We start from the raw sequence: 23,117 nt of genomic DNA, 5'->3' as shown, positions 1-23,117 counted from the left end.
TCCGTCATACTTCAAGTTGTCTGTGCGTTGGCTACGCTCGCTCACCCCAGTCACATAGTTATCTATGCTCCTGGGAACTCTCTCACTTGCCGCCTTCATACAACTCGAATTATTTAGGATAGAAAAGGGGTGAGATGTTTCGCCATCCAGTCGGCAATAAACGGCTGGGCGTCACGATTAGGATGGATACCATCATCCTGCATCCATTGGGGTTTCAGATAGACCTCCTCCATAAAAAAGGGCAGCAGAGGAATATCAAACTCTTTGGCAAGCTTGGGATAAATCGCGCTAAAGGTTTCATTATAACGGCGACCGTAGTTTGCTGGCAGACGAATTTGCATCAGCAGCGGTTCGGCATTCGCCGCTTTTACGTCCTGCAAAATGGTACGCAGGGTTTGTTCAGTTTGGGCAGGTGCAAACCCGCGCAGGCCATCATTGCCACCCAGTTCGACCAGCACCCAGCGCGGCTGATGTTGTTTCAGTAATGCGGGCAGACGGGCCAGACCCTGCTGCGAGGTATCGCCGCTAATACTGGCATTTACCACCGGTGTTTTGCTGTGCCATTTATCATTAAGCAGTGCAGGCCACGCCGCACTGGCTGACATACGGTATCCGGCGCTCAGGCTGTCACCCAGAATAAGTAACGTGTCCGCCGCGGCGACGCGGAAAGTTAACAGAACCAGGAACAGGAAAGGCAAATGCCAGCGGAAAACATTGTTGAAGTTCATCATCTTAAGAAATCCGTCGGTCAGGGTGATCACGAGCTATCCATCCTTACCGGAGTTGAACTGGTTGTCAAACGCGCCGAGACCATTGCGCTGATTGGCGAATCAGGATCGGGGAAATCTACGCTACTGGCGATCCTTGCCGGGCTGGACGATGGCTCCAGCGGTGAAGTGAGTCTGGTGGGACAGGCGCTGCATACCATGGACGAAGAGGCTCGGGCGCAGTTACGGGCGCGACATGTTGGCTTTGTCTTCCAGTCATTCATGTTAATTCCAACGCTGAACGCACTGGAGAACGTTGAGCTTCCTGCACTGTTGCGGGGAGAACACAGTGGGAAAAGCCGCGATGGTGCGAAAACGCTGCTTGAACAATTGGGGTTGGGAAAACGTCTCGATCATCTTCCGGCGCAGCTTTCCGGTGGTGAGCAGCAGCGTGTGGCGCTGGCAAGGGCGTTTAATGGGCGCCCTGATGTCCTGTTTGCCGATGAACCTACGGGCAATCTGGATCGGCAGACTGGGGACAAAATTGCCGATCTGCTGTTTTCTTTGAACCGCGAGCACGGCACGACCCTGATTCTGGTGACGCACGACCCACAACTGGCGGCGCGCTGCGATCGGCGTTTACGTCTGGTGAACGGGCTGTTGCAGGAGGAGGCATGATAGCACGCTGGTTCTGGCGCGAATGGCGCTCGCCTTCATTACTGATAGTCTGGCTGGCACTGAGTCTTGCGGTGGCCTGTGTCCTTGCGCTGGGTAATATCAGCGACCGGATGGAAAAAGGTCTGAGCCAGCAAAGTCGCGAATTTATGGCGGGTGATCGGTCGCTGCAAAGTTCACGAGCAGTCCCGAAAGCATGGATTGACATGGCGCGACAGCATGGCCTGAAGGTGGGTGAACAACTGACTTTTGCTACGATGACCTTTGCCCGGGATACGCCGCAACTGGCGAACGTCAAAGCGGTGGATGATGTGTATCCGATGTACGGCACGTTGCAGACCCATCCGTCGGGGCTGAAACCACAGCCAGGCTCGGTGCTGCTGGCACCGCGTTTGATGGCGCTGCTCAACTTAAAAATCGGAGACCCCATCGACGTTGGCGATGCCACGTTGCGCATTGCGGGTGAAGTGGTGCAGGAGCCTGACTCTGGTTTTAATCCGTTCCAGATAGCGCCGCGTCTGATGATGAACATGGCGGATGTTGAAAAAACGGGGGCGGTCCAGCCGGGAAGCCGGGTGACCTGGCGCTATAAATTTGGCGGGACACCGCAGCAATTAGAAGGCTATGAAAAGTGGCTGCTGCCACAACTGAAGCCAGAACAGCGCTGGTATGGGCTGGAACAGGATGAGGGGGCACTGGGGAAATCGCTTGAGCGTTCGCAACAATTCCTGCTGCTGTCGGCGCTGTTAACGCTGCTGCTGGCGGTGGCCGCGGTTGCCGTAGCGATGAGCCATTATTGCCGTAGTCGTTACGACCTGGTGGCGATTCTGAAAACACTCGGCGCGGGCAGGGCGCAGCTGCGCAAGCTGATTATCGGGCAGTGGCTGATGGTGCTGGTACTGTCTGGTGTAACCGGGGGGCTGTTTGGGCTGTTATTTGAACGTGTCCTGGTGGTGTTGCTCAAGCCGGTTCTGCCCGGCGAGTTGCCGCCTGCCAGCCCCTGGCCGTGGCTGTGGGCATTAGGCACGATGACAGTCATTTCCTTGTTAGTGGGGCTACGTCCTTATCGATTGTTGCTGGCGACGCAGCCATTGCGGGTGCTGCGTAGTGATGTCGTCGCCAACGTCTGGCCACTGAAGTTCTATTTGCCTGTGGTATTGATCGTTGTGGTCGCGCTGCTTGCCGGGCTGATGGGGGGGAGCATGCTGCTGTGGGCGGTGCTGGCCGGCGCGGTTGTACTGGCGCTCTTGTGCGGCGTGCTGGGCTGGATGCTGCTCAACGTACTGCGTGGTCTGACGTTAACGTCACTACCGCTACGTTTAGCGGTCAGTCGACTGTTGCGCCAGCCGTGGTCGACGCTGAGCCAGCTATCGGCCTTTTCGCTGTCCTTTATGCTGCTGGCGCTGCTGTTGGTACTGCGTGGCGATCTGCTCGATCGCTGGCAGCAGCAAATGCCGCCAGAAAGTCCCAACTACTTCCTTATTAACATCGCCAGCGAGCAGGTAGTGCCGCTGAAAGCGTTCCTGTCTGAACATCAGGTGATCCCGGAGTCGTTCTATCCCATCGTGCGGGCGCGTCTGACGGCGATCAATGACAAGGCAACCGAAGGTAATCAGGACGAGGCGCTTAATCGTGAACTGAATCTGACCTGGCAGGATACCCGGCCGGATCATAACCCGATTACCGCCGGAAGCTGGCCGCCAAAAGCGGGTGAAGTGTCGATGGAAGAGGGGCTGGCGAAGCGCTTAAACGTGAAGCTTGGCGATCGTGTGACCTTTATGGGCGATACCCAGGATTTCAGTGCCACGGTAAGCAGTCTGCGTAAAGTGGATTGGGAAAGCCTGCGGCCGAATTTCTTCTTTATTTTCCCTTCCGGTGCGCTCGACGGGCAGCCGCAAAGTTGGCTGACCAGCTTTCGCTGGGAGAACGGCAACGGCATGTTGACGCAGCTTAATCGGGAATTCCCAACCATCAGCCTGCTGGATATTGGCGCCATCCTCAAACAGGTCAGTCAGGTCCTTGAGCAGGTGAGTCGTGCGCTGGAAGTGATGGTGGTTCTGGTCACCGCTTGCGGCATGTTATTGCTGCTGGCGCAGGTTCAGGTGGGGATGCGTCAGCGTCATCAGGAGCTGGTGGTCTGGCGTACGCTGGGAGCGGGTAAGAAATTGCTGCGTACTACGCTGTGGTGCGAGTTCGCCATGTTGGGGATGGTCTCCGGCCTGGTGGCGGCCATCGGTGCGGAAACGGCTCTGGCGGTTCTGCAAACCAAAGTTTTTGATTTCCCTTGGGAACCTGACTGGCGACTGTGGGTAGTCTTACCCTTCTGTGGGGCGTTGCTACTCTCTCTATGCGGTGGATGGCTGGGCTCGCGTCTGTTAAAAGGCAAAGCACTTTTCCGTCAGTTCAGTCATTAATTCATTTCCTTGATGAATGCGCACCGATTTTGCCATCGGTGCGTATTTTTTTGTCTATAGAGCACAAATTGATAACCCCTTGATATTTAACAGCACAAATCAATAAAAACCAGACAACACGAGAGTATTAATAAAAGTTAATATTTGTATGCTGAATAATTGGCAGGCTATCTATCAAGGTAAAAATAATGACTATAAAAAAAACAGCGCTGGCAGTATCGATCGGCGCAGCAGTGGCATTAACGACTTTCGCCTCTCAGGCGGAAATCACGGTCCTGAAACAAGATCCGCAGGCGGGCAATCCGCTGAGTCGTCTTAACTTCACCGTTGGCGGGAGTATTCGTCCACAGTTCCAGAATATGGCTGGCGATGATGGTAAGAATGGTTACAAACGTAATGGTTTCGATGGCGGTACTCGTTTCCGTTTCGCTGCTGATTACTATCTGTTTGATGACATCAGTTGGGTGAGTTACTACGAGCTGGGCGTTAACTTCCCGGCCATGTTCAACTGGGATAATCACTATGCTGACGGCGCCAACGATACCACGCGCCGTATGTTGTACACCGGTCTGAAGAGCGCGACCTGGGGTACGCTGACCTTCGGTCAACAGAACAGCATCTACTATGATGTGGTTGGCGCGAAAACGGATATCTGGGACTACGATATGATCGGTCAGGCACCAGGTAACGGGATCAACGGCGACTATGACGGTTCATATCGTACACGTAAATCACTGAAGTATAAAAACACCGTGGGAGATGTTGATCTCTACGCTTCTTATCTGTTCAGCGATGACTACAACCCGAATAACGGCCTGCGTTACAAACGTAAAGGCGGCGGTTCACTGGGTGTGGATTATCACATTACGGATGACCTGACCTGGGGTACGGCGTGGAACTACACCCGCGCGGAGATGCGTGGCAACACCAGCAAAACCTACGATCAAAACATCGTCGGTACTGCACTGAGCTGGAAACCGGACAACTGGACCTTCTCAATGGGCGGCGGCTGGTACCAGAACTTCATGACCACCAAAAAAGTGTCTGTAAACGAATACTTTGCGGGTGATGCCTGGGGTCTGGAATACTTCGCGGGTTACACCTTCCCGGTGGGTCAGTATGCGCTGAAATCTGTTCAGCCTTACGTCATGGGCGATCGCATTGAATACGTGAACGGTCGTAACTACCTGCGTACCGATAACGGTCTGGGTATCAGCTTCCAACTGGACTACGGTTTCCGTGTTGATTATGAACACGTCTTTACCTCCAGCACCGACAACCTGGGTGATATGAACCTGGTTCGTCTGCGTTACGACTTCTAATCGAACCCCTGCCGCCCGATACGCTTGCGCTTATCGGGCCTGGGAGTGCAGGGGGATCGCGTTATTTGTAAGCCGGATAAGGCACTTGTGTCGACATCCGGCTTTTTCATGCCTTCTCTCATTTAAAAACATACTCTGCAACATCATGAAATAATTTCAAGGACAGCAGGTTGTGATCTGTGTCATGTTAACAATCAGCCTGTTAACAGGCCAACAAGAACAACGCCGCAAGAACGGCGTGAGACATTACACCACAACGTTAAAATGGAGAGATTATGGGATTGCGTCAGAGTTTACGCGTCGCGACCGGGGCACTGTTGCTGGCCTGCGGATTACAATTTGCTCATGCGAATAGCGACCCGCATACCATCGTGTTTGGCGTCGCACCGGGTCCGTATGGTGATATGGTAAAGCAGGCTATTGCACCGACGCTGAAAGAAAAGGGCTACAAGGTGGTGGTGCGCGAATTTAGTGACTATGTTCAGCCAAACATGGCACTCTCCAACGGCAGCATTGACGCAAACCTGTTTCAGCACTCGCTTTATTTTGACAAATTCACTGCCGATAAAGGGTTGAAATTGAGTAAGCTCATCGTTGTTCCAACGGCGGGGATGGGTTTTTACTCGCATAAAATCAAAAGTCTGGATGAACTGAAGAAAGGTGATGTCATCACGCTTTCTAACGATCCGACGAACTTGGCCCGCGGTTTGCGCTTCCTGCAATCTATCGACCTTATCACCATCAAAGACAATATTGATCCCACTAAAGCCTCTGAACGTGATATCGCCAGTAACCCGAAAGGGCTGGTGTTTAAACCGCTGGAAGCTGCGCAGTTGCCGCGTACACTGGATGGTGTGACCGGCGCACTGGTTAACGGTAACTTTGCGGTTGCGGCAAAACTGGATCTCGCCAGTGCGATCAAGCAAGAGCACCTGGATGAAAACCTGAAAAATATCATTGCGGTACGCAGTGAAGATGCAGATAAACCGTTCGCCAAAGACATTGTTGAAGCGGTGAAATCTCCGGCTTATCGTGCGGTGATAGACGATCCGCAAAACATCTACAGTGCCTTCCAGAAACCGGAATGGATGACGGCAGCCCAATAATCGCTGCGCTTAAAGTTTAACAGGGCAGCAACGACTGCCCTTTTCGCATTTCTGAGGTCGGTATGATTGAGATAGATAAGGTTTGCGTGGATTTCAGCGCAGGCCGAGGACCGTCAACCCGGGCGGTAGATGAGGTCAGCCTGCGCATCGGCGCAGGTGAGATATTTGGCATTGTGGGAACCAGTGGGGCGGGGAAAAGTACGCTGTTGCGTACCCTGAACGCCTTAACGCGCCCAAGCCAGGGAAGCGTGAAGGTGAACGGTGTTGAAATTTCAGCGCTGGAAGGAACGCACTTACGTAAGGCCCGTCAGCGTATTGGGATGATTTTTCAGCATTTTAATTTGATGCACACCCGCACGGTGGCGCAAAACGTTGCCTTCAGCCTGAAGGCTGCCGGATGGGAGCGCAGCAAAATCGCCCCACGCGTGGCGGAGATCTTAGCACTGGTCGGGTTAGCGGATAAAGCAAACCGTTTTCCGGTACAGCTCAGTGGTGGTCAAAAACAGCGTGTTGGCATTGCCCGCGCCATCGCCAACCACCCGGATGTACTGCTTTGCGATGAACCCACTTCCGCGTTAGATCTGGAAACATCAGCCACCATTTTGGCTCTGCTCAAACAGATCAACCAACAACTGGGGATCACGATCGTGCTGATCACTCACGAAATGAATGTGATCAAATCAATTTGCGATCGTGTGGCGGTCATGTCCGGTGGCAAGGTGGTGGAGTCAGGTGAGGTGTTTGATGTCTTTGCCCACCCGCAGCACGCTTTTACTCAGCAACTGGTCTCGCACACGCTTAATCTGACACTCCCGGAGCGCTTGCGGCAACATCTGCCAGGGCAACTGCTGAAAATTTTGTTTATCGGCGACTCAGCGGAACAGCCAGTGCTGTCTGAAGTGGCGGTAAAGTTTGGCGTGGCGGTAAATATCCTGCACGGCAAAATTGAATATATCGGTGAGCGCGCGATGGGTATTTTGGTCGTGCAACTGACCGCGCCGCATAACCCTTCGGCGGTCGATGCCGCTGTGGAACATATTCGTCAACGTACCGCACAGGTGGAGGTGATTCGTGGATGATTTATTGCCGGATTTGACGCTGGCGTTTAATGAAACCTTCCAGATGCTGAGTATCTCAACCGTGCTGGCGATCGTTGGCGGCCTGCCGTTAGGGTTTCTTATTTTTGTCACCGACCGGCATTTATTCTGGCAGAACCGTTTCGTGTATCTGCTCAGTTCTGTGCTGGTGAACATTATCCGTTCGGTACCGTTTGTGATCCTGTTGGTGCTGTTGCTGCCGTTAACCCAGTTTCTGCTCGGGAACACCATCGGACCGATTGCGGCGTCTGTTCCGCTCTCTGTAGCGGCGATTGCGTTTTATGCCCGACTGGTGGACAGCGCGTTACGTGAGGTTGATAAAGGCATTATCGAAGCCGCGGAAGCGTTTGGCGCCAGCCCGATGCGTATTATCTGCACCGTGCTGTTACCGGAAGCCAGCGCGGGATTACTGCGTGGGCTGACGATAACGCTGGTGAGTCTGATCGGTTACTCCGCGATGGCTGGGATCGTGGGTGGTGGCGGGGTAGGCGACCTGGCCATTCGCTTTGGTTATTACCGCTACGAAACCCAGGTCATGATTGTTACGGTCGTGGCGCTGATTATTCTGGTGCAGGTGGTTCAGGTGCTGGGCGACTGGTTGGCGAAACGCGCGGATAAGCGCGACAGACACTGATCACTGTGCGTTAAGCCATTCGGCAACATCCTGCCATGTGCCGCGAAAGACGATTTTCGCGGCTTTCTTTTCCAGTTGATAGCGATACATCGGGTCGTAATACTCGTTGAGTAACGGCACCAGCCAGCCCATATGGGCGTCGGTACTGCCTGTCGTCTGCTGTTCGCGCAGGGCAACGTCGAGCTGCGCGGTTAGCTCCGCAAAGCGTTGTAACCCCAGACGACGGCGGATGGCGAACAGGCCGTGATGCAGATAGTCACTGTACTCCTGCCAGCCCTGATTTTCCCCGTAAGCGTGGGTAAAATCGTGGTGCATGCGCACGAAATACTCCTCGCGCAGCCGTTCCAGACGCAGCTCAAAAGGATCGTCCACCACCGCAATGGATGCCTCGGTCATGCGCTCGCGCAGGCATTCGGGCAGATGGTTAGCGCCGATCATCCGGCCTTCATCTTCCAGCACCCACTGGCGCAAATCCTGTCGGCTGTCGGTTTTCAGCATTTCGACCGCCAGCAGATTTTCAAAACTCGCCTGGCTCAGCTGTGGTTCCACGGTACGTCCAAACGAGGAACCGCGATGATGTGCCAGACCTTCGAGATCCACGCCATTTGGCTGCTGTTGCACCAGTTGCGTTTTACCGTTCCCGGTACAGCCGCCAATCAGGACGATAGGTTTTTGCACCAGCGTTTCCGTCAGCTGTATCGTCGCCTGACGCAGTGCCTTGTAACCGCCTTTTACTAGCGGGTAGTCAATGCCGGACTCGTGCAGCCACTGCTGCACAATATGCGAGCGCTGGCCACCGCGGGCACAGCACAAGTATCCCTCTGGATGCTGGCGACAGGCTTCCAGCCAGGCGCTCATTCGCTGCTGGCGGGTTTCACCCGAGACCAGTTGGTGGCCCAATGCGAGCGCCGCCTCCGGTCCCTGACGTTTATAGCAGGTCCCGACCGCGGCGCGCTCGTCATCGTTCATTAGGGGGAGGTTGATCGCACCCGGCATCGCACCCTGTTGAAATTCGACGGGGGCGCGTACATCGATTAAAGGCGTACCGGCGAGCAGGATCGCGCGATAGTCCGTTCCATCGTTCATGTTCAGTCCTGAAAATACAAAACAGCAATGGAGGGGATTTTACGCGCCCGAAGAGGGGCCGGGGAAGGATAAAATCAACTCCCCGGCATTAATGGCTTATTTCAGCTTTGATTGCGCCCAGATAATTCCGCTGGCATATTCCGGCGGCAGTAGGGGAATTAACGCTTCAAGCGTGGCATTTAGACGTGCAGTATCGCTGTCGCTCAGGTTCAGGTGGCCGACCTTACGCCCTTCGCGCACTTCTTTGTCGTACCAGTGCAGATGGACCAGCGGCAATTTCAGCCAGTCGTAGTTCAGGTCGCTGCCAATCAGGTTCACCATCACCGAAGGATTGTTCACTACCGGCGTCGGTAACGGCAGGTTGGTAATGGCGCGCAGGTGCAACTCGAACTGGCTGATGCTGGCACCGTTTTGTGTCCAGTGCCCGCTGTTGTGCACGCGAGGTGCCAGTTCGTTAATCAGCAGACCTTCCGGGGTAATGAAACATTCCATCGCCATCACGCCGACATAACCCAGCTCCTGCATGATGGCGGAAAGCATCGCTTCGGCCTGTTCCTGCTGTCTGGCGTTAGACTGCGGGAAGACCACGCTGGTACGCAGAATGCCGTCCTGATGCAGGTTGTGGGTCAGCGGATAGAAAACCGTGCTGCCGTCGTGTGCGCGAGCGCCTACCAGTGACACTTCGCCCGAGAAGTTAATGCCCTGCTCGACGATACACTCACCGTAGCAATCACCCGGCAATTGTTCCGTTTCATTCGCGTGCAAACGCCACTGACCACGACCGTCATAGCCGCCGACGCGACGTTTAACAATCGCCAGCTCACCCAGCGTGTCGAATACCGCAGGCCATTCGCTTTTCTCTGCCAGCAGTTGCCACGGCGCGGTTGCCAGGTTGAGTTTGTCAAAAAGCTGCTTTTGCGTCAGGCGGTCGGCAATAATCGGGAAGACATCACGATTCACGAACGCCGGATGGCGCGCCAGCTCGCGGGTTAACGCGGTTTCCGGCCAGCGCTCGATCTCAGCGGTAATGACGCTTTGCTGAAAGGGAACGGCGGTGGGTTCGGCATCCAGCCCGACTGGCCAGACCGCAATGCCCAGCGGCTCGCCGGCCTGACGCAGCATGCGCCCTAACTGGCCGTTACCGAGTACGCAGACCTGCTTCATGCCGCACCTCGCGGGTCCGGGTTCTCCAGTACCTCATCGGTTTGTGCTTTGCGCCAGTCGCTCAGACGCTGATGTAACGCTTTGTCGTGTGTTGCCAGAATTTGTGCTGCCAGCAGGGCCGCATTTGCCGCGCCCGCTTTCCCAATCGCCAACGTACCCACAGGGATGCCGCGTGGCATCTGCACGATCGAATAGAGGCTATCTACGCCGCTCAGCGCTGCGCTTTGTACCGGAACGCCTAACACGGGGACCAGCGTTTTCGCGGCAATCATGCCCGGCAGATGCGCTGCACCGCCAGCACCCGCAATAATGACCTGATAACCGTTCTCTTCAGCACTTTCGGCGAAGCTGAACAGTTTGTCAGGGGTACGGTGGGCTGAGACGACTTCAACATGGTGTGGAACGTCCAGCATTTCGAAGATTTCGGCGGCGAACTGCATGGTAGCCCAGTCGCTTTTGGACCCCATCACGATGGCGACACGCGCCGGATTATTGCGGGAAGACATGCGTCTAAAAACTCCTGTGGGTGTGCTTCACACTGCTTTAGAGGCGAGAGAGAATAGCACGTTTTAAAAACAAGGAAAACGATTGCGTTGCTTTACACTTCACTCTTCAAGCTGCCTCTTTGTTGGCTGCATTTTCTCACCCCAGTCACTGACTTTTGTAAGCGCCAGGGGACTCACAGATTTGCCGCTTCGATGCAACTCGAATAGTTTTGTGTAAAGAGGAGCTGGGTATCTGCAGAATTAAAATGGAAAAGCGATCAGTTCAACGTCGTCAGGTGTGACTTTAATCATCGAACCTTCGGTATGCCAGGCACCTAACACCACGCGGAAAGCGGGTTGCGCATTGGCCGTGAGTTCGTGGACTGCCGGGCGATGGGTATGACCGTGAATTAACCACTGGACCTGATGTTTCTCCATTTCAGTAATGACGGCCTGTGGATTTACATCCATGATCTCCAGCGACTTGCTGCTATTGGCAGCTTTGCTGTTGGCACGCATCTTCGCGGCAATACGTTGGCGAATGAATAACGGCAGGGAGAGAAACAGTTTTTGTAGCCAGGGCTGATGAACCTTCGCGCGAAACGACTGATAGCCAGCATCGTCGGTGCACAATGTGTCGCCATGCATGATCAGTACGTTGCGACCATACAGGTCGAGCACTTTTTCCTGAGGTAACAGGGTCATGCCGCTCTCACGGGCAAAACGCTTGCCGATCAGAAAATCACGATTGCCATGAATGAAAAAGCAGGGAACACCGGAATCCGTCAGCGCTTTTATCGCTGCGGCCATTTCACGATGTAGGGGATTGGGATCGTCATCGCCTATCCAGGCTTCAAACAGATCGCCAAGAATGTACAGCGCATCGGCCTTTCGTGCATCGCCGGCTAAAAAACGCAGAAAACCGGCGGTGATCGCCGGTTCTTCCGTGCAGAGATGGAGATCTGCAATAAACAGTGTCGTCACGATTACTCGCTGACGGTCACGTTTTCGATGATAACGTCTTCTTTTGGTACGTCCTGATGCATACCGCTGCGACCGGTGGAAACGCCTTTGATTTTATCAACGACATCCATACCTTCAACAACTTCAGCGAATACACAGTAACCCCAGCCCTGCATGCTTTCGCCGGAGAAGTTCAGGAAGTCGTTGTCAGCAACGTTGATGAAGAACTGAGCTGTCGCGGAGTGCGGAGCCTGAGTACGCGCCATTGCCAGCGTTCCACGGGTGTTTTTCAGACCGTTGTTGGCTTCGTTTTTGATAGCCTCTTTCGTGGCTTTTTGCTTCATGCCCGGCTCAAAACCGCCGCCCTGGATCATGAAACCGTTAATAACACGGTGGAAAATGGTGTTGTTGTAAAAACCTTCGCGGCAGTAGTCCAGGAAGTTTTTAACTGTTTCAGGCGCTTTATCATCAAACGTTTTGATTACGATATCGCCGTGATTAGTGTGGAAAGTAACCATTTTTGCATCCTGTTCCGATAGAGTGGTGCTTCGACCCTGGTCAGGGTCACATGATAGGGGCTTGTTATAGCATAACCGCAAGGTTCGATCACCTTGCAAAGTGTGCTGCTTCGGGGCCAATTTATAGGTATTATAGGGCTTTGTTATCCACACACGTCTACACGGAATCTTCGATGTTAAAAATCTTTAATACACTGACGCGCCAAAAAGAGGAATTCAAACCCATTCATGCCGGGGAAGTCGGCATGTACGTGTGTGGCATCACCGTTTACGATCTCTGTCATATTGGACACGGGCGTACCTTTGTTTCTTTCGACGTTGTTGCCCGTTATCTGCGCTTCCTCGGCTACAAGCTGAAGTATGTGCGCAACATTACCGATATCGACGACAAAATCATTAAGCGCGCTAATGAAAATGGCGAGAGCTTTGTGGCGCTGGTTGATCGCATGATTGCGGAAATGCATAACGATTTCGATGCGCTGAATATTCTGCGTCCGGATCTTGAACCGCGTGCTACGCATCATATCCCTGAGATTATTGAAATCACCGAGCAGCTGATTGCCAAAGGTCACGCTTACGTTGCCGATAACGGCGACGTAATGTTCGATGTACCGACCGACCCGAATTACGGTCAGTTGTCACGTCAGGACCTGGATCAGCTGCAGGCGGGTGCGCGTGTTGATGTGGTTGATGTGAAGCGTAACCCGATGGACTTCGTGCTGTGGAAGATGTCCAAAGAGGGTGAGCCGAGCTGGCCATCCCCGTGGGGCGCAGGTCGTCCGGGCTGGCACATTGAATGTTCTGCGATGAACTGCAAACAACTGGGTAACCATTTCGATATTCATGGCGGCGGCTCTGACCTGATGTTCCCGCACCATGAAAACGAAATCGCGCAGTCTACCTGTGCACATGACGGTGAATACGTCAATTACTGGATGCACTCCGGGATGGTGATGGTTGACCGTGAGAAAATGTCCAAATCACTGGGCAACTTCTTCACCGTTCGCGACGTGCTGAAATATTATGATGCCGAAACCATTCGCTACTTCCTGATGTCTGGCCATTATCGTAGCCAACTGAACTACAGCGAAGAGAACCTGAAACAGGCTCGCTCAGCGCTGGAGCGCTTGTATACCGCGCTGCGCGGCACCGACAAGTCCGTTGCCCCTGCGGGTGGCGAAGCCTTTGAAGCGCGTTTCATTGAAGCGATGAACGATGACTTTAATACGCCAGAAGCCTACTCCGTGCTGTTTGACATGGCGCGTGAAGTTAACCGTCTGAAGGGCGAAGATATGGCGGCAGCTAACGCTATGGCTTCGCATCTGCGTAAGCTATCCGGCGTACTGGGTCTGCTGGAACAGGAGCCAGAAACATTCCTGCAAAGTGGTGCTCAGGCAGACGATAAAGAAGTGGCTGAAATTGAAGCGCTGATTCAACAGCGTTTAGATGCCCGTAAAGCGAAAGACTGGGCGGCGGCGGATGCGGCACGCGATCGTCTGAACGAGATGGGTATCGTGCTGGAAGATGGTCCACAGGGTACCACCTGGCGCCGTAAGTAAATCTCTCGATTGCCGGATGGCGGTTAACGCCTTATCCGGCCTACAGGCATGCTTTTGTAGGCCGGATAAGACTCCTGGTGTCGCATCCGGCACATTAGTGTTTCCGATACCACCACAACACCCCCATCATGACGGCTCCCGGCAGCCATACCCACATTAGCTCCGAAAGAATAACCTGATGCCCGTACGGCGTGGCATAGCGCGACAGCGCAAACGGCGCGACCTTAATCACCTGCCACGGCGCAAAGAAACGTTCATCGGACCACGGCCACAGCCAGCCAACGCCTTTCCCTCCGGTTGTCACTGAATCCAGCAAACTGTGCGACAGCAATGACACCGTCAAAAATAACCAGCAGCGTATTAGCCCTGCCTTAAACCATCGTCGGCCAATCAATACGCAAAGTAGCGGCACGACGAAGGCGAACAACAACGAGTGGGTAAATCCGCGATGGCCGAAGACGTTACCGTAAGCAACGCCAAGCTTAAATGACAAAACGTCAGCGTCTGGCAGCATCGCCAGAGCGATTCCGGTAAACAGTAATCGCACAGGGATGACTTTAAGTCCGAGACCTAACCCTAAACAGAGTGGAACGGCAGCGTGGGTAACGATTGTTGGCATGATGATCGCTTCGTGTGAAAAAACAGCATGCTAACAGGCCACGGTGAAGTGGGGATGAAGTCATTATCTGAAAATGGGGGAAGTGGCCGGATAAGGAACAAACCGTCATCCGGCACCTGGGATCACGCGACGACGTTAATGCTGTGACCTTCAAAGCTGACGGTCTGTCCGGCAACGATTTTGCAGCGCTTGCGCGTTTCAACAACACCGTCGACCTTCACTAACCCTTCGCCAATCGCAATTTTTGCCTGGGCACCGCTTTCGCTCCAGCCTTCCAGCTTCAGCAAATCGCAGAGTTCAACGTGAGGGTGTTTACCCAGTGAAAATGTGGCCATCTTAAACGTCCTTTACATCATGATATTCAACACACGCCTGCAGCGTGTTTTCGATAAGCGTGGCGACAGTCATTGGGCCAACGCCACCCGGCACCGGCGTAATATACGACGCACGTGCGGCAGCATCCTCAAAGACCACATCGCCAACAACCTTACCATTCTCCAGACGGTTGATGCCGACATCAATCACAATTGCACCTTCTTTGATCCACTCACCCGGAATAAAACCAGGTTTGCCAACGGCAACAATCAGCAAGTCGGCGTGCTCGACGTGGCGACGCAGATCCTTCGTGAAGCGGTGGGTGACCGTGGTGGTGCAACCCGCCAGCAGCAACTCCATGCTCATTGGGCGACCGACAATATTGGAGGCACCAATTACCACGGCGTTCAGGCCATAAGTGTCGATGTTGTAGCGTTCAAGCAGGGTCACGATACCGCGTGGGGTACATGGGCGCAGGCGCGGTGCGCGTTGGCACAAACGACCGACGTTATACGGATGGAAACCGTCAACGTCTTTGTCCGGTGCAATGCGCTCCAGAACTTTGACGTTGTCGATACCCGCCGGCAACGGCAGTTGTACCAGGATACCATCGATGGTGGTATCTGCATTGAGCGTATCGATCAGCTCAAGAAGCTCCGCCTCGCTGGTGGTTTCAGGCAGGTCATAGGAGCGGGAGACAAACCCCACTTCGTCGCAGGCTTTGCGTTTACTTGCCACGTAAATCTGCGAAGCCGGGTTGCTACCTACCAGCACAACAGCCAGTCCTGGGGCGCGTAATCCAGCCGCTAAACGCGCCTGAACTTTTTGAGCAACCTCAGAGCGCACCTGCTGCGCAATCGTTTTACCGTCAATAATCTTTGCTGCCATCAGAGAGAGGATTCCGTCTGTTACGTTAAGTCGAAGGGGATGTGACTATTTTGTCAGAAGCGGGGCGTGCTGTCAGTTTTCGTTTGCGTTTTTACGTGCGTTGGCGTGTTTCGCGTAGCCCGTGTGCGCGGCAACAGGTGTTGGATGTTGGCGCGTGATTCATGAGCATGCTAATGAAACTTAACCTAAATGAAACAACTCATCACCCTGGTATTTTCATGGGTAATATCTCAGAAACCAGACTGTTACGTCTTGTTATGGATGTTTTTGCCTCATTTCCACCCGGAATTTTCTTAGAGTCCAATAAGAATAAGCCAGGGTCATTAAAAGGAATTACAGGTATTTTTCATTAATTGAAATGTTTAATTTATCCCTGTGACGAATTGTCATATTCGTGAAGATTAATTAGTGAATCAAATACTCAGGAGAGTGGGGGTACACGTTTCGCTAATTCTCTCTCGATATATATCTTTACAGGACGCAGAGATAATTTGCCTGACATTTAATGTCGATAATGATTCAAACGGATCCCGCAGGACGCTGGAGCCGGATGTGTGTAATTCAAGGGAAATCCATGAAACGTAAATTAATGACCTCTTCTGTTTTTGCCAGCATGATGTTAATGGCGGGCGCAGCGGTGGCGGCAGATCCGGTAAGCGTGAGCGGCGGTACGGTTCACTTTGAAGGTGAACTGGTCAATGCAGCCTGTGCGGTGAGCACTCAGTCAGCCGACCAGGTTGTCACATTAGGCCAATATCGTACCGCCAGCTTCACCGCGGTTGGTGACACCACGGCGCAAATTCCGTTCTCCATCGTGCTGAACGACTGTGATCCGAAAGTTGCTGCGACTGCTGCTGTTGCTTTCTCGGGCCAGACGGATCTTACCAACAACAGCCTGTTGGCTATCTCCTCCTCAGATAACAGCACCACGGCGGGCGGTGTAGGGATCGAAATCCTGGACAACACGTCCACCGCACTGAAGCCAGATGGCGCGACCTTCTCAACCGCTCAGGCGCTGGTGGAAGGTACCAACACCCTGCGTTTCTCCGCGCGTTATAAAGCCACTGCAACCAGCGCTACGCCGGGTCAGGCAAATGCGGATGCGACTTTCATCATGAAGTACGAATAAGCCGTTTGATTCTCGCAGGGATGACTACCGCCTCATGGGATGAGGCACTATCCGGGGATGATGAAGGATGTGGCAGATGATAGGGAAAGGCGTAGCGCTGGCGGGAATAGTCTGCGTAATGCCGGCGTTTGCACACACAGTAATACTGGAAAGTGGCCGTCTTCATTTACGTGGGCAGTTGGTTAATGGTGCCTGTACGGTTGCCACGGACAGCCAGAGTTTGCGGGTGCAAATGGGGCAGTACCGCACTAACGCGTTCTCCGGGACGGGAAGCTTTGCCTCTACCGGCGTACCGTTTTCGCTGCGCCTGACGTCGTGCAGTGCTGATGTTTATGACCACGTGGGGATTGCCTTTGCGGGCGTTACGCCAGCCGAAGACCCACAGGTCTTTCTTGCCAGCGGTGATGCGTCTGCGGCTTCGGGTATTGGTTTGGCGTTATTTGATGAGCGACAACGACAAATAATTCCGAATGCGCTGCCGCTTCATTATGCCCCGATTTTAACGCAAGAGATGACGTTTCATTTCACTGCGCGCTATCGGGCTGTCTCGGAATATATAACACCGGGAACGCTTCGTTCAGATGTGTGGTTTACGTTGGTGTATCCCTGATTTATTTCCTAACGATAATCACGCCAAAGGTATTTGTAGCTATGTTTAATTATCTAAAATCAGGCTTTATCATTTTACTGGCCTTATTTTCTGCCACCAGTGTGCAGGCATCTGGAGGAATTGCATTAGGTGCAACTCGTGTTATTTATCCTGCCGAGGCCAAACAAACGTCCCTCGCCATTAGTAATAGTGATACAAAAGAACGTTTCCTGATTAATTCATGGATAGAGAACAGCGCAGGCGTCAAAGATAAATCGTTTGTGGTCACACCGCCGCTGTTTGTCAGTGAACCTAAAAGCGAAAACACGCTGCGTATCATCTACGCGGGCGAGCCGCTGCCCAAAGACCGTGAATCACTGTTCTGGATGAATGTGAAGGCTATTCCGTCGGTCAATAAAAACAGTCTTGAGGGAAAAAACGTTCTGCAACTGGCGATTTTGTCGCGTATCAAACTTTTTGTCCGCCCAAATAATCTGCCACAAATCGCGGAAGATGCGCCAGGCATGCTGCAGTTTTCCCGTACCGGCAACCACCTGAAAATCACCAACCCGTCAGCGTATTACGTCACGTTGGTCAATCTCAATGTCGGAAATACGAAGATTGATAACGTCATGGTTGCGCCAAAAAATGACACGCAGGTCCTGTTGCCGACGGGTGTTCAGGGAAACGTTACATTCCAGACGGTGAACGATTATGGCGCAGTAACCACCGCTAAAACGGTTAGCGTGCGTTGAGAAAACGATGAATAAGACAACGTATTTTCCTGGCCTGTTACCGGGGGTTACGCCACCGCTGGCGGGGGTGGCGTTGTCCACGCTGGCCGCGCTCTTTCCCTCATTTAGCCACGGTGAAAGCTATTTCAATCCGGCATTTTTATCTGCGGATACCGCTACCGTGGCGGATTTGTCTCGTTTCGAAAAAGGGAATCACCAGCCTGCAGGCGTTTATCGTGTGGATATTTGGCGCAATGATGAGTTTGTGGCCACCCAGGATATTCGTTTCTCCACCAGCGCGGGGAAAGCCGGAGAAAAATCCGGCGGGCTGATGCCGTGCTTTGATCTCGACTGGGTTAAACGCCTTGGCGTCAATATCACTGCGTTTCCGGCACTCAGTCAGGATGCGAACAATAGCTGTATTAATTTGCCAGAGGCGATTCCTGGTAGCGAAATTGCCTTCGATTTTTCTACGCTGCGCTTAAATGTCAGCCTGCCGCAAGCCTCAATGTTGAACAGTGCGCGTGGTTATATTCCGCCAGAGGAGTGGGATGAGGGTATTCCGGCGGCGCTGGTTAACTACAGCTTTACCGGCAGCCGCGGCAGCGATACCGACAGCTATTTCTTAAGTATGTTAAGCGGCCTGAACTATGGCCCATGGCGGCTGAGGAATAACGGTGCATGGAACTACTCGAAAGGTGACGGTTACCATTCGCAAAGCTGGAAAAATATTGGCACATGGCTTCAGCGCGCGATTATTCCGCTGAAGGGTGAGCTGGTGATGGGTGACAGTAACACTGGCAACGACGTTTTTGACAGCATCGGTTTTCGTGGTGCGCGTCTCTATTCGTCTGACAGCATGTATCCCGACAGCTTACAGGGCTACGCGCCAACCGTCCGTGGGATTGCGCGTACCGCAGCGAAACTGACTATTCGCCAGAATGGCTACGTGATTTATCAAAGCTATGTTTCGCCAGGCGCTTTTTCAATAACCGATCTCAACCCCACCTCGTCGAGTGGTGACCTGGACGTAACGGTTGATGAGAAGGACGGCAGTCAACAGCGCTATACGGTGCCGTATTCCACGGTACCTCTGCTACAGCGTGAAGGGCGTTTCAAATATGACGTTGTCGCTGGGGATTTTCGTAGCGGTAATAGCCAGCAGTCTTCGCCATTCTTTTTCCAGGGAACGTTAATCGCCGGGTTACCAGAAGGTTACACCGCGTATGGCGGCACGCAGTTAGCTTCACGCTACACCGCACTGGTGTTAGGCACCGGCCGTAACCTGGGTGACTGGGGAGCCGTCTCTGTCGATTTAACGCATGCCCGTAGCCAACTGGCGGATGACAGTACGCATCAGGGGCAATCGCTGCGTTTTCTGTATGCAAAATCACTGAACAACTTCGGTACCAACTTCCAACTGCTGGGGTACCGCTATTCGACGCGCGGGTTTTATACCCTCGATGATGTGGCGTATCGCAGTATGGAAGGTTACGAATACGATTATGACAGCGAAGGGAATCGCCACGATGTTCCACAGGTGAAGAGCTACCACAATCTGAGCTACAGCAAAAAGGGCCGTTTTCAGATCAACATTTCGCAGAACCTTGGCGATTACGGTTCACTGTATGTCTCGGGTAGCCAACAAACGTACTGGAACACCTCAGATACCAATACCTGGTACCAGCTGGGGTATGCCAGCGGCTGGCAGGGGATTAGCTATTCACTCTCCTGGTCATGGAATGAATCAGTCGGGATCGCCGATACCGACCGTATCCTGGCCTTCAATGTGTCCGTACCGTTCAGCCTGCTGACCGGGCGGCGCTACTCGCGTGATAACGCACTCGATCGCACCTACGCCACTTTCAATGCGAACCGTAACAGCAATGGACAAAACAGCTGGCAAAGCGGTATTGGCGGCACGCTGTTAGAGGGGCGCAATCTCAGCTACAGCGTTAATCAGGGGCACAGCAGCGCCAACGGGTACAGCGGGAGCGCTAACGCGAACTGGCAGGCGGCCTATGGCACGCTGGGCGTGGGTTACAACTATGACCGTGACCAGCATGACTATAACTGGCAACTCTCCGGTGGCGTCATCGGACATGCGGACGGCATTACGCTCAGCCAACCACTGGGCGATACCAACGTACTGATAAAAGCACCTGGGGCCCAGGGGGTGCGGATAGAAAACCAGACCGGCGTGCAGACCGACTGGCGCGGCTATGCGGTCATGCCGTATGCCACCGTTTATCGCTACAACCGCGTCGCGCTGGATACCAATTCAATGAATAACAACACCGATGTGGAAAATAACGTTAGCAGCGTTGTGCCAACGCAGGGGGCACTGGTACGTGCGGCGTTTGATACACGCATTGGCGTGCGTGCGCTTATCACGGTTAACCGGGATGGAAAACCGGTGCCATTTGGGTCGGTGGTACGCGAAACCACGAGCGGCGTCACCAGCATGGTCGGTGAAGATGGACAAATTTATCTCAGTGGTTTGCCGCTCAAAGGCAACTTGCTGATCCAATGGGGTGAAGGCGCAAACGCACGCTGCGAAGCGCACTACACCTTGCCTGAGGAGAGCCTGAAACAGGCCGTAACGCTCACCAACGTGACGTGCCAACGACCGTCGGCACGTCAGGGATAATATGATGAAACGACAAACCGGTTTGCTACTGGGAAGCGCTTTACTGCTTATAGCTAATACATCATGGGCGAAGGTCTGCCATAACTCGAACGGAACGCCAACGGACGTTTATTACGATCTGTCGAATGTTTTTAACAGCAGCAATAACCAACCGGGCCAGGTAGTGACATTGCCAGAAAAGTCAGGCTGGGTTGGGGTGAATGCAACCTGTCCGGCAGGGACGACGGTGAATTACACCTACCGAAGTTATGTGACTGAGCTCCCCGTGCAAAGTACGGAAAATAATTTTCAGTATCTGAAACTCAATGATTATCTGTTGGGGGCCATGAGTATTACCGACAGCTATGCCGGGTTGTTTTATCCCCCACGCAATTATATCCGCATGGGGAATCACCCAAACGTTTCCAAACAGCAGCCTTTTGGCGTGATGGATTCTAAGCTGGTGTTTAAATTAAAAGTGATTCGCTCATTTATCAACATGGTGCCGATCCCGCGACAGACGATGTTCAGTGTCTACGTCACAACCAGCACGGGAGATGCGCTGAGTACGCCGGTTTACACCATAAGCTACAGTGGCAAGGTGGAAGTTCCACAAAACTGTGAGGTGAATGCCGGACAAATCGTGGAGTTTGATTTTGGCGATATTGGTGCCTCGTTGTTCAGCAAGGCGGGGGCTGGTAACCGGCCCGAAGGCGTCAATACGCAAACGAAAACGGTCGCCATAAAGTGCACTAACGTTGCCGCACAAGCTTATCTGACCATGCGGGTCGAGGCCGAAAAAGCGTCCGGGCAAATGATGATATCGGACAACCCGGATTTAGGTTTTATCGTGGCTGACAGCAGCGGTAAACCGCTGACCCCCAACAATCTGTCCAGCACCATTCCCTTTCAGTTGGATGATAACGCTGCCGCGCGGGTTGGCATTAGAGCATGGCCAGTCAGCGTGACGGGCAATAAACCAGCAGAAGGGCCTTTCACCGCCCGTGGCTATCTGCGAGTTGATTATGAATAAGCAGAAAACAATGAGACGTCGTGCACTTTTCGTATTGATATCCGCAGTGTCAGCCAGTTCGCTATGCCAGGCGGATACCTCGCTGGGTGAGATTAATATCGAACTGCACGGCAATATCGTGGACTTCACCTGTGCGGTTATTGCCAGTGACAACAATAAGTTGGTTGAATTAGGTACCTGGCCAACAAAACAATTAAAGACCACCGGGGATACGACCCAACCGGTTCCCTTTACGTTGAAACTTGAAGGTTGCCCGCCGGGGTCGGCCTCGATAACCTTTTCCGGCACGCCAGCAGTGGGTACCACGTTGTTGGCGCTGGACGATGCCGTGATGGCACAAAAGGTCGCGATTGAATTGCACGATAGTGACCATACGCGATTACCGCTTGAACAAGCCAGCCAGACAGTAAACATTGATGAAAATGGCAATGCTATGCTGACTTTTTTTGCCAACTATATTGCGCTGGCAGATGGCGTTCAACCGGGGATCGCGAAAGCAGATGCTACGTTTATGATTAACTACAATTGACATCATGCGCTGATAATTCACTCCCGAACGACGCCTCGTCGGGAGTGCGATCACATTAATTCATGCATCTTGGCATAATCGATTAGCTCAACAATGGTATGTAGTCCGAGCTTGGAATAGATGTTAGCTTTGTGAGCACTGATTGTTTTATTACTCAATAAAAGTTGCTCAGCAATTTCTTTATTAGATAATCCGTTCGCCAGATAACGTAAAACCGTAACCTCGCGATTCGATAATGGCATGTCATTCAGCATGCCTTTACGTATATTAATATTATTAATAAAATTAAGCGTGTCTGAAGGGAAAAATGAATATCCTGATAAAATCATTTTTACCGCGTTATAGATATCATTGAGATCCTTTCGTTTACTGACGAAACCATTGGCACCGGCACGGATCGCCCGTCCAGCATAAAACGATTCAGACTTTGAGGATAGAAACAATACCCGGGTTTTTTCCTGCAGAGATTTTATTCTCTTGAGTAATGTAAACCCATCGGAGCCAGGTAACTCAATATCCAGAATGACCAAATCGACTGGATAGGTCCGCAGATGGTCTATTGCCGTGCGACTGTCGTCGGTTTCCAGAACAACCTGAATATTACTATTCTTTTCGAGCAGTACTTCTATCGACATTCTGACAATAGGGTGTTCGTCCATAATGATAACGGATGCTGGTTTCATTGTTGTATGCCTCAAACTGTTTGTGTATCTTGCGATTTTGATAAAACATCAGGCGTTATAATATTGTCAAATAGCCAAGGATTGCTCTGGAAGAAGAACCGAATAAATATTATATCATCCTTGTTTATTCGGTTGTTCTACGTCAGAACAATGAGTTTGTGGAATATCCATTTCACACCAGGGAAAACTTACAATTAATCAGAAAACAGTGAGGATTATACCTGCTCTGCACTTTCGGA

General features: G+C 52.7%; 23 protein-coding genes. 13 read left to right on the top strand and 10 right to left on the bottom strand.

What is annotated here, in order from left to right; translation table 11 throughout:
• Window positions 1-113: 113 nt before the first annotated feature.
• Window positions 114-731 carry a multifunctional acyl-CoA thioesterase I/protease I/lysophospholipase L1 gene (gene tesA / locus NNO03_RS10260; RefSeq protein ID WP_271449457.1) on the bottom strand — a complete coding sequence of 206 codons (618 nt, stop codon included), beginning with the start codon at window positions 729-731 and terminating at the stop codon, window positions 114-116.
• On the opposite strand from tesA, the gene ybbA reads away from it, so the two are divergent.
• The 6 genes from ybbA to NNO03_RS10230 all read left to right on the top strand — a co-directional run bounded on the left by ybbA (window position 699) and on the right by NNO03_RS10230 (window position 7,955).
• Window positions 699-1,385, top strand: a complete 687-nt coding sequence (gene ybbA / locus NNO03_RS10255) for a putative ABC transporter ATP-binding protein YbbA (RefSeq protein WP_271441944.1) — start codon at window positions 699-701, stop codon at window positions 1,383-1,385. The genes tesA and ybbA overlap by 33 nt on opposite strands.
• Window positions 1,382-3,796 carry a putative ABC transporter permease subunit YbbP gene (gene ybbP / locus NNO03_RS10250; RefSeq protein ID WP_271449456.1) on the top strand — a complete coding sequence of 805 codons (2,415 nt, stop codon included), beginning with the start codon at window positions 1,382-1,384 and terminating at the stop codon, window positions 3,794-3,796. The genes ybbA and ybbP overlap by 4 nt, the downstream gene beginning before the upstream one ends.
• A 188-nt stretch (window positions 3,797-3,984) precedes the next feature.
• Entirely contained in the window at window positions 3,985-5,118 is a 1,134-nt protein-coding gene (locus NNO03_RS10245; RefSeq protein ID WP_271449455.1) for a porin, read from the top strand.
• Window positions 5,119-5,393: 275 nt separating this feature from the next.
• On the top strand, window positions 5,394-6,224 hold the full coding sequence (locus tag NNO03_RS10240; protein WP_271441947.1) for a MetQ/NlpA family ABC transporter substrate-binding protein: 831 nt from the start codon (window positions 5,394-5,396) through the stop codon (window positions 6,222-6,224).
• Between the two features lie 62 nt (window positions 6,225-6,286).
• A complete protein-coding gene (sfbB, locus tag NNO03_RS10235; protein WP_271449454.1) occupies window positions 6,287-7,303 on the top strand; it encodes a virulence-associated ABC transporter ATP-binding protein SfbB in 1,017 nt (338 codons plus the stop codon).
• On the top strand, window positions 7,296-7,955 hold the full coding sequence (locus NNO03_RS10230) for a methionine ABC transporter permease (RefSeq protein ID WP_005125237.1): 660 nt from the start codon (window positions 7,296-7,298) through the stop codon (window positions 7,953-7,955). The genes sfbB and NNO03_RS10230 overlap by 8 nt, the downstream gene beginning before the upstream one ends.
• Here NNO03_RS10230 and mnmH read toward each other — a convergent pair whose 3' ends face one another.
• From mnmH to ppiB, 5 genes are all read right to left on the bottom strand, one after another.
• A complete protein-coding gene (mnmH, locus tag NNO03_RS10225; protein WP_271449453.1) occupies window positions 7,956-9,041 on the bottom strand; it encodes a tRNA 2-selenouridine(34) synthase MnmH in 1,086 nt (361 codons plus the stop codon).
• A gap of 96 nt (window positions 9,042-9,137) precedes the next feature.
• Window positions 9,138-10,205 carry a 5-(carboxyamino)imidazole ribonucleotide synthase gene (purK, locus tag NNO03_RS10220; protein ID WP_271449452.1) on the bottom strand — a complete coding sequence of 356 codons (1,068 nt, stop codon included), beginning with the start codon at window positions 10,203-10,205 and terminating at the stop codon, window positions 9,138-9,140.
• Window positions 10,202-10,711: a 5-(carboxyamino)imidazole ribonucleotide mutase gene (gene purE / locus NNO03_RS10215; RefSeq protein WP_005125240.1), complete on the bottom strand. Its 510-nt coding sequence runs from the start codon at window positions 10,709-10,711 to the stop codon at window positions 10,202-10,204. The genes purK and purE overlap by 4 nt, the downstream gene beginning before the upstream one ends.
• 240 nt (window positions 10,712-10,951) lie before the next feature.
• Window positions 10,952-11,674, bottom strand: coding sequence for a UDP-2,3-diacylglucosamine diphosphatase (gene lpxH / locus NNO03_RS10210; protein ID WP_271449451.1), 723 nt, complete (start codon window positions 11,672-11,674; stop codon window positions 10,952-10,954).
• A gap of 2 nt (window positions 11,675-11,676) precedes the next feature.
• Window positions 11,677-12,171 carry a peptidylprolyl isomerase B gene (gene ppiB, locus NNO03_RS10205; RefSeq protein WP_003021875.1) on the bottom strand — a complete coding sequence of 165 codons (495 nt, stop codon included), beginning with the start codon at window positions 12,169-12,171 and terminating at the stop codon, window positions 11,677-11,679.
• Window positions 12,172-12,344: 173 nt separating this feature from the next.
• Between ppiB and cysS the strand changes: the two genes are divergently transcribed.
• Window positions 12,345-13,730: a cysteine--tRNA ligase gene (gene cysS, locus NNO03_RS10200; protein WP_271449450.1), complete on the top strand. Its 1,386-nt coding sequence runs from the start codon at window positions 12,345-12,347 to the stop codon at window positions 13,728-13,730.
• Window positions 13,731-13,824: 94 nt separating this feature from the next.
• Here the strand turns inward: cysS and NNO03_RS10195 are convergent, their stop codons facing one another.
• The 3 genes from NNO03_RS10195 to folD form a co-directional block, all read right to left on the bottom strand.
• Window positions 13,825-14,349: a metal-dependent hydrolase gene (locus NNO03_RS10195; protein WP_271449449.1), complete on the bottom strand. Its 525-nt coding sequence runs from the start codon at window positions 14,347-14,349 to the stop codon at window positions 13,825-13,827.
• Window positions 14,350-14,471: 122 nt separating this feature from the next.
• Window positions 14,472-14,684: a ribosome-associated protein YbcJ gene (ybcJ, locus tag NNO03_RS10190; protein WP_003831111.1), complete on the bottom strand. Its 213-nt coding sequence runs from the start codon at window positions 14,682-14,684 to the stop codon at window positions 14,472-14,474.
• Window position 14,685: 1 nt separating this feature from the next.
• Window positions 14,686-15,552, bottom strand: coding sequence for a bifunctional methylenetetrahydrofolate dehydrogenase/methenyltetrahydrofolate cyclohydrolase FolD (gene folD, locus NNO03_RS10185; protein ID WP_003021887.1), 867 nt, complete (start codon window positions 15,550-15,552; stop codon window positions 14,686-14,688).
• Window positions 15,553-16,126: 574 nt separating this feature from the next.
• Here folD and fimA point away from each other — a divergent pair.
• From fimA to sfmF, 6 genes are all read left to right on the top strand, one after another.
• On the top strand, window positions 16,127-16,681 hold the full coding sequence (gene fimA, locus NNO03_RS10180) for a type 1 fimbrial major subunit FimA (RefSeq protein ID WP_271449448.1): 555 nt from the start codon (window positions 16,127-16,129) through the stop codon (window positions 16,679-16,681).
• Window positions 16,682-16,757: 76 nt separating this feature from the next.
• Window positions 16,758-17,291, top strand: coding sequence for a type 1 fimbrial protein subunit FimI (gene fimI, locus NNO03_RS10175; RefSeq protein WP_271449488.1), 534 nt, complete (start codon window positions 16,758-16,760; stop codon window positions 17,289-17,291).
• Between the two features lie 41 nt (window positions 17,292-17,332).
• The gene (gene fimC, locus NNO03_RS10170) at window positions 17,333-18,025 is read left to right on the top strand and encodes a type 1 fimbria chaperone FimC (protein WP_005122054.1); all 693 of its coding nucleotides are present in this window, start codon (window positions 17,333-17,335) and stop codon (window positions 18,023-18,025) included.
• Between the two features lie 7 nt (window positions 18,026-18,032).
• Window positions 18,033-20,654: a fimbrial biogenesis usher protein gene (locus tag NNO03_RS10165; RefSeq protein WP_271449447.1), complete on the top strand. Its 2,622-nt coding sequence runs from the start codon at window positions 18,033-18,035 to the stop codon at window positions 20,652-20,654.
• Between the two features lie 4 nt (window positions 20,655-20,658).
• Entirely contained in the window at window positions 20,659-21,666 is a 1,008-nt protein-coding gene (gene fimH, locus NNO03_RS10160; RefSeq protein WP_271441958.1) for a type 1 fimbria D-mannose specific adhesin FimH, read from the top strand.
• A gap of 10 nt (window positions 21,667-21,676) precedes the next feature.
• Window positions 21,677-22,195: a fimbria assembly protein gene (gene sfmF, locus NNO03_RS10155; protein ID WP_271449446.1), complete on the top strand. Its 519-nt coding sequence runs from the start codon at window positions 21,677-21,679 to the stop codon at window positions 22,193-22,195.
• Between the two features lie 50 nt (window positions 22,196-22,245).
• On the opposite strand, the gene fimZ is transcribed toward sfmF, so the two are convergent.
• Window positions 22,246-22,878 carry a fimbria biosynthesis transcriptional regulator FimZ gene (gene fimZ / locus NNO03_RS10150; protein WP_271441957.1) on the bottom strand — a complete coding sequence of 211 codons (633 nt, stop codon included), beginning with the start codon at window positions 22,876-22,878 and terminating at the stop codon, window positions 22,246-22,248.
• Between the last annotated feature and the right edge of the window lie 239 nt (window positions 22,879-23,117).

The sequence above is a fragment of the Citrobacter sp. Igbk 16 genome (assembly GCF_028069755.1).
GTDB lineage: Bacteria > Pseudomonadota > Gammaproteobacteria > Enterobacterales > Enterobacteriaceae > Citrobacter.
Note: the sequence above shows the minus strand (reverse complement) of the source record. Positions and strands in the feature narration are given on the sequence as shown.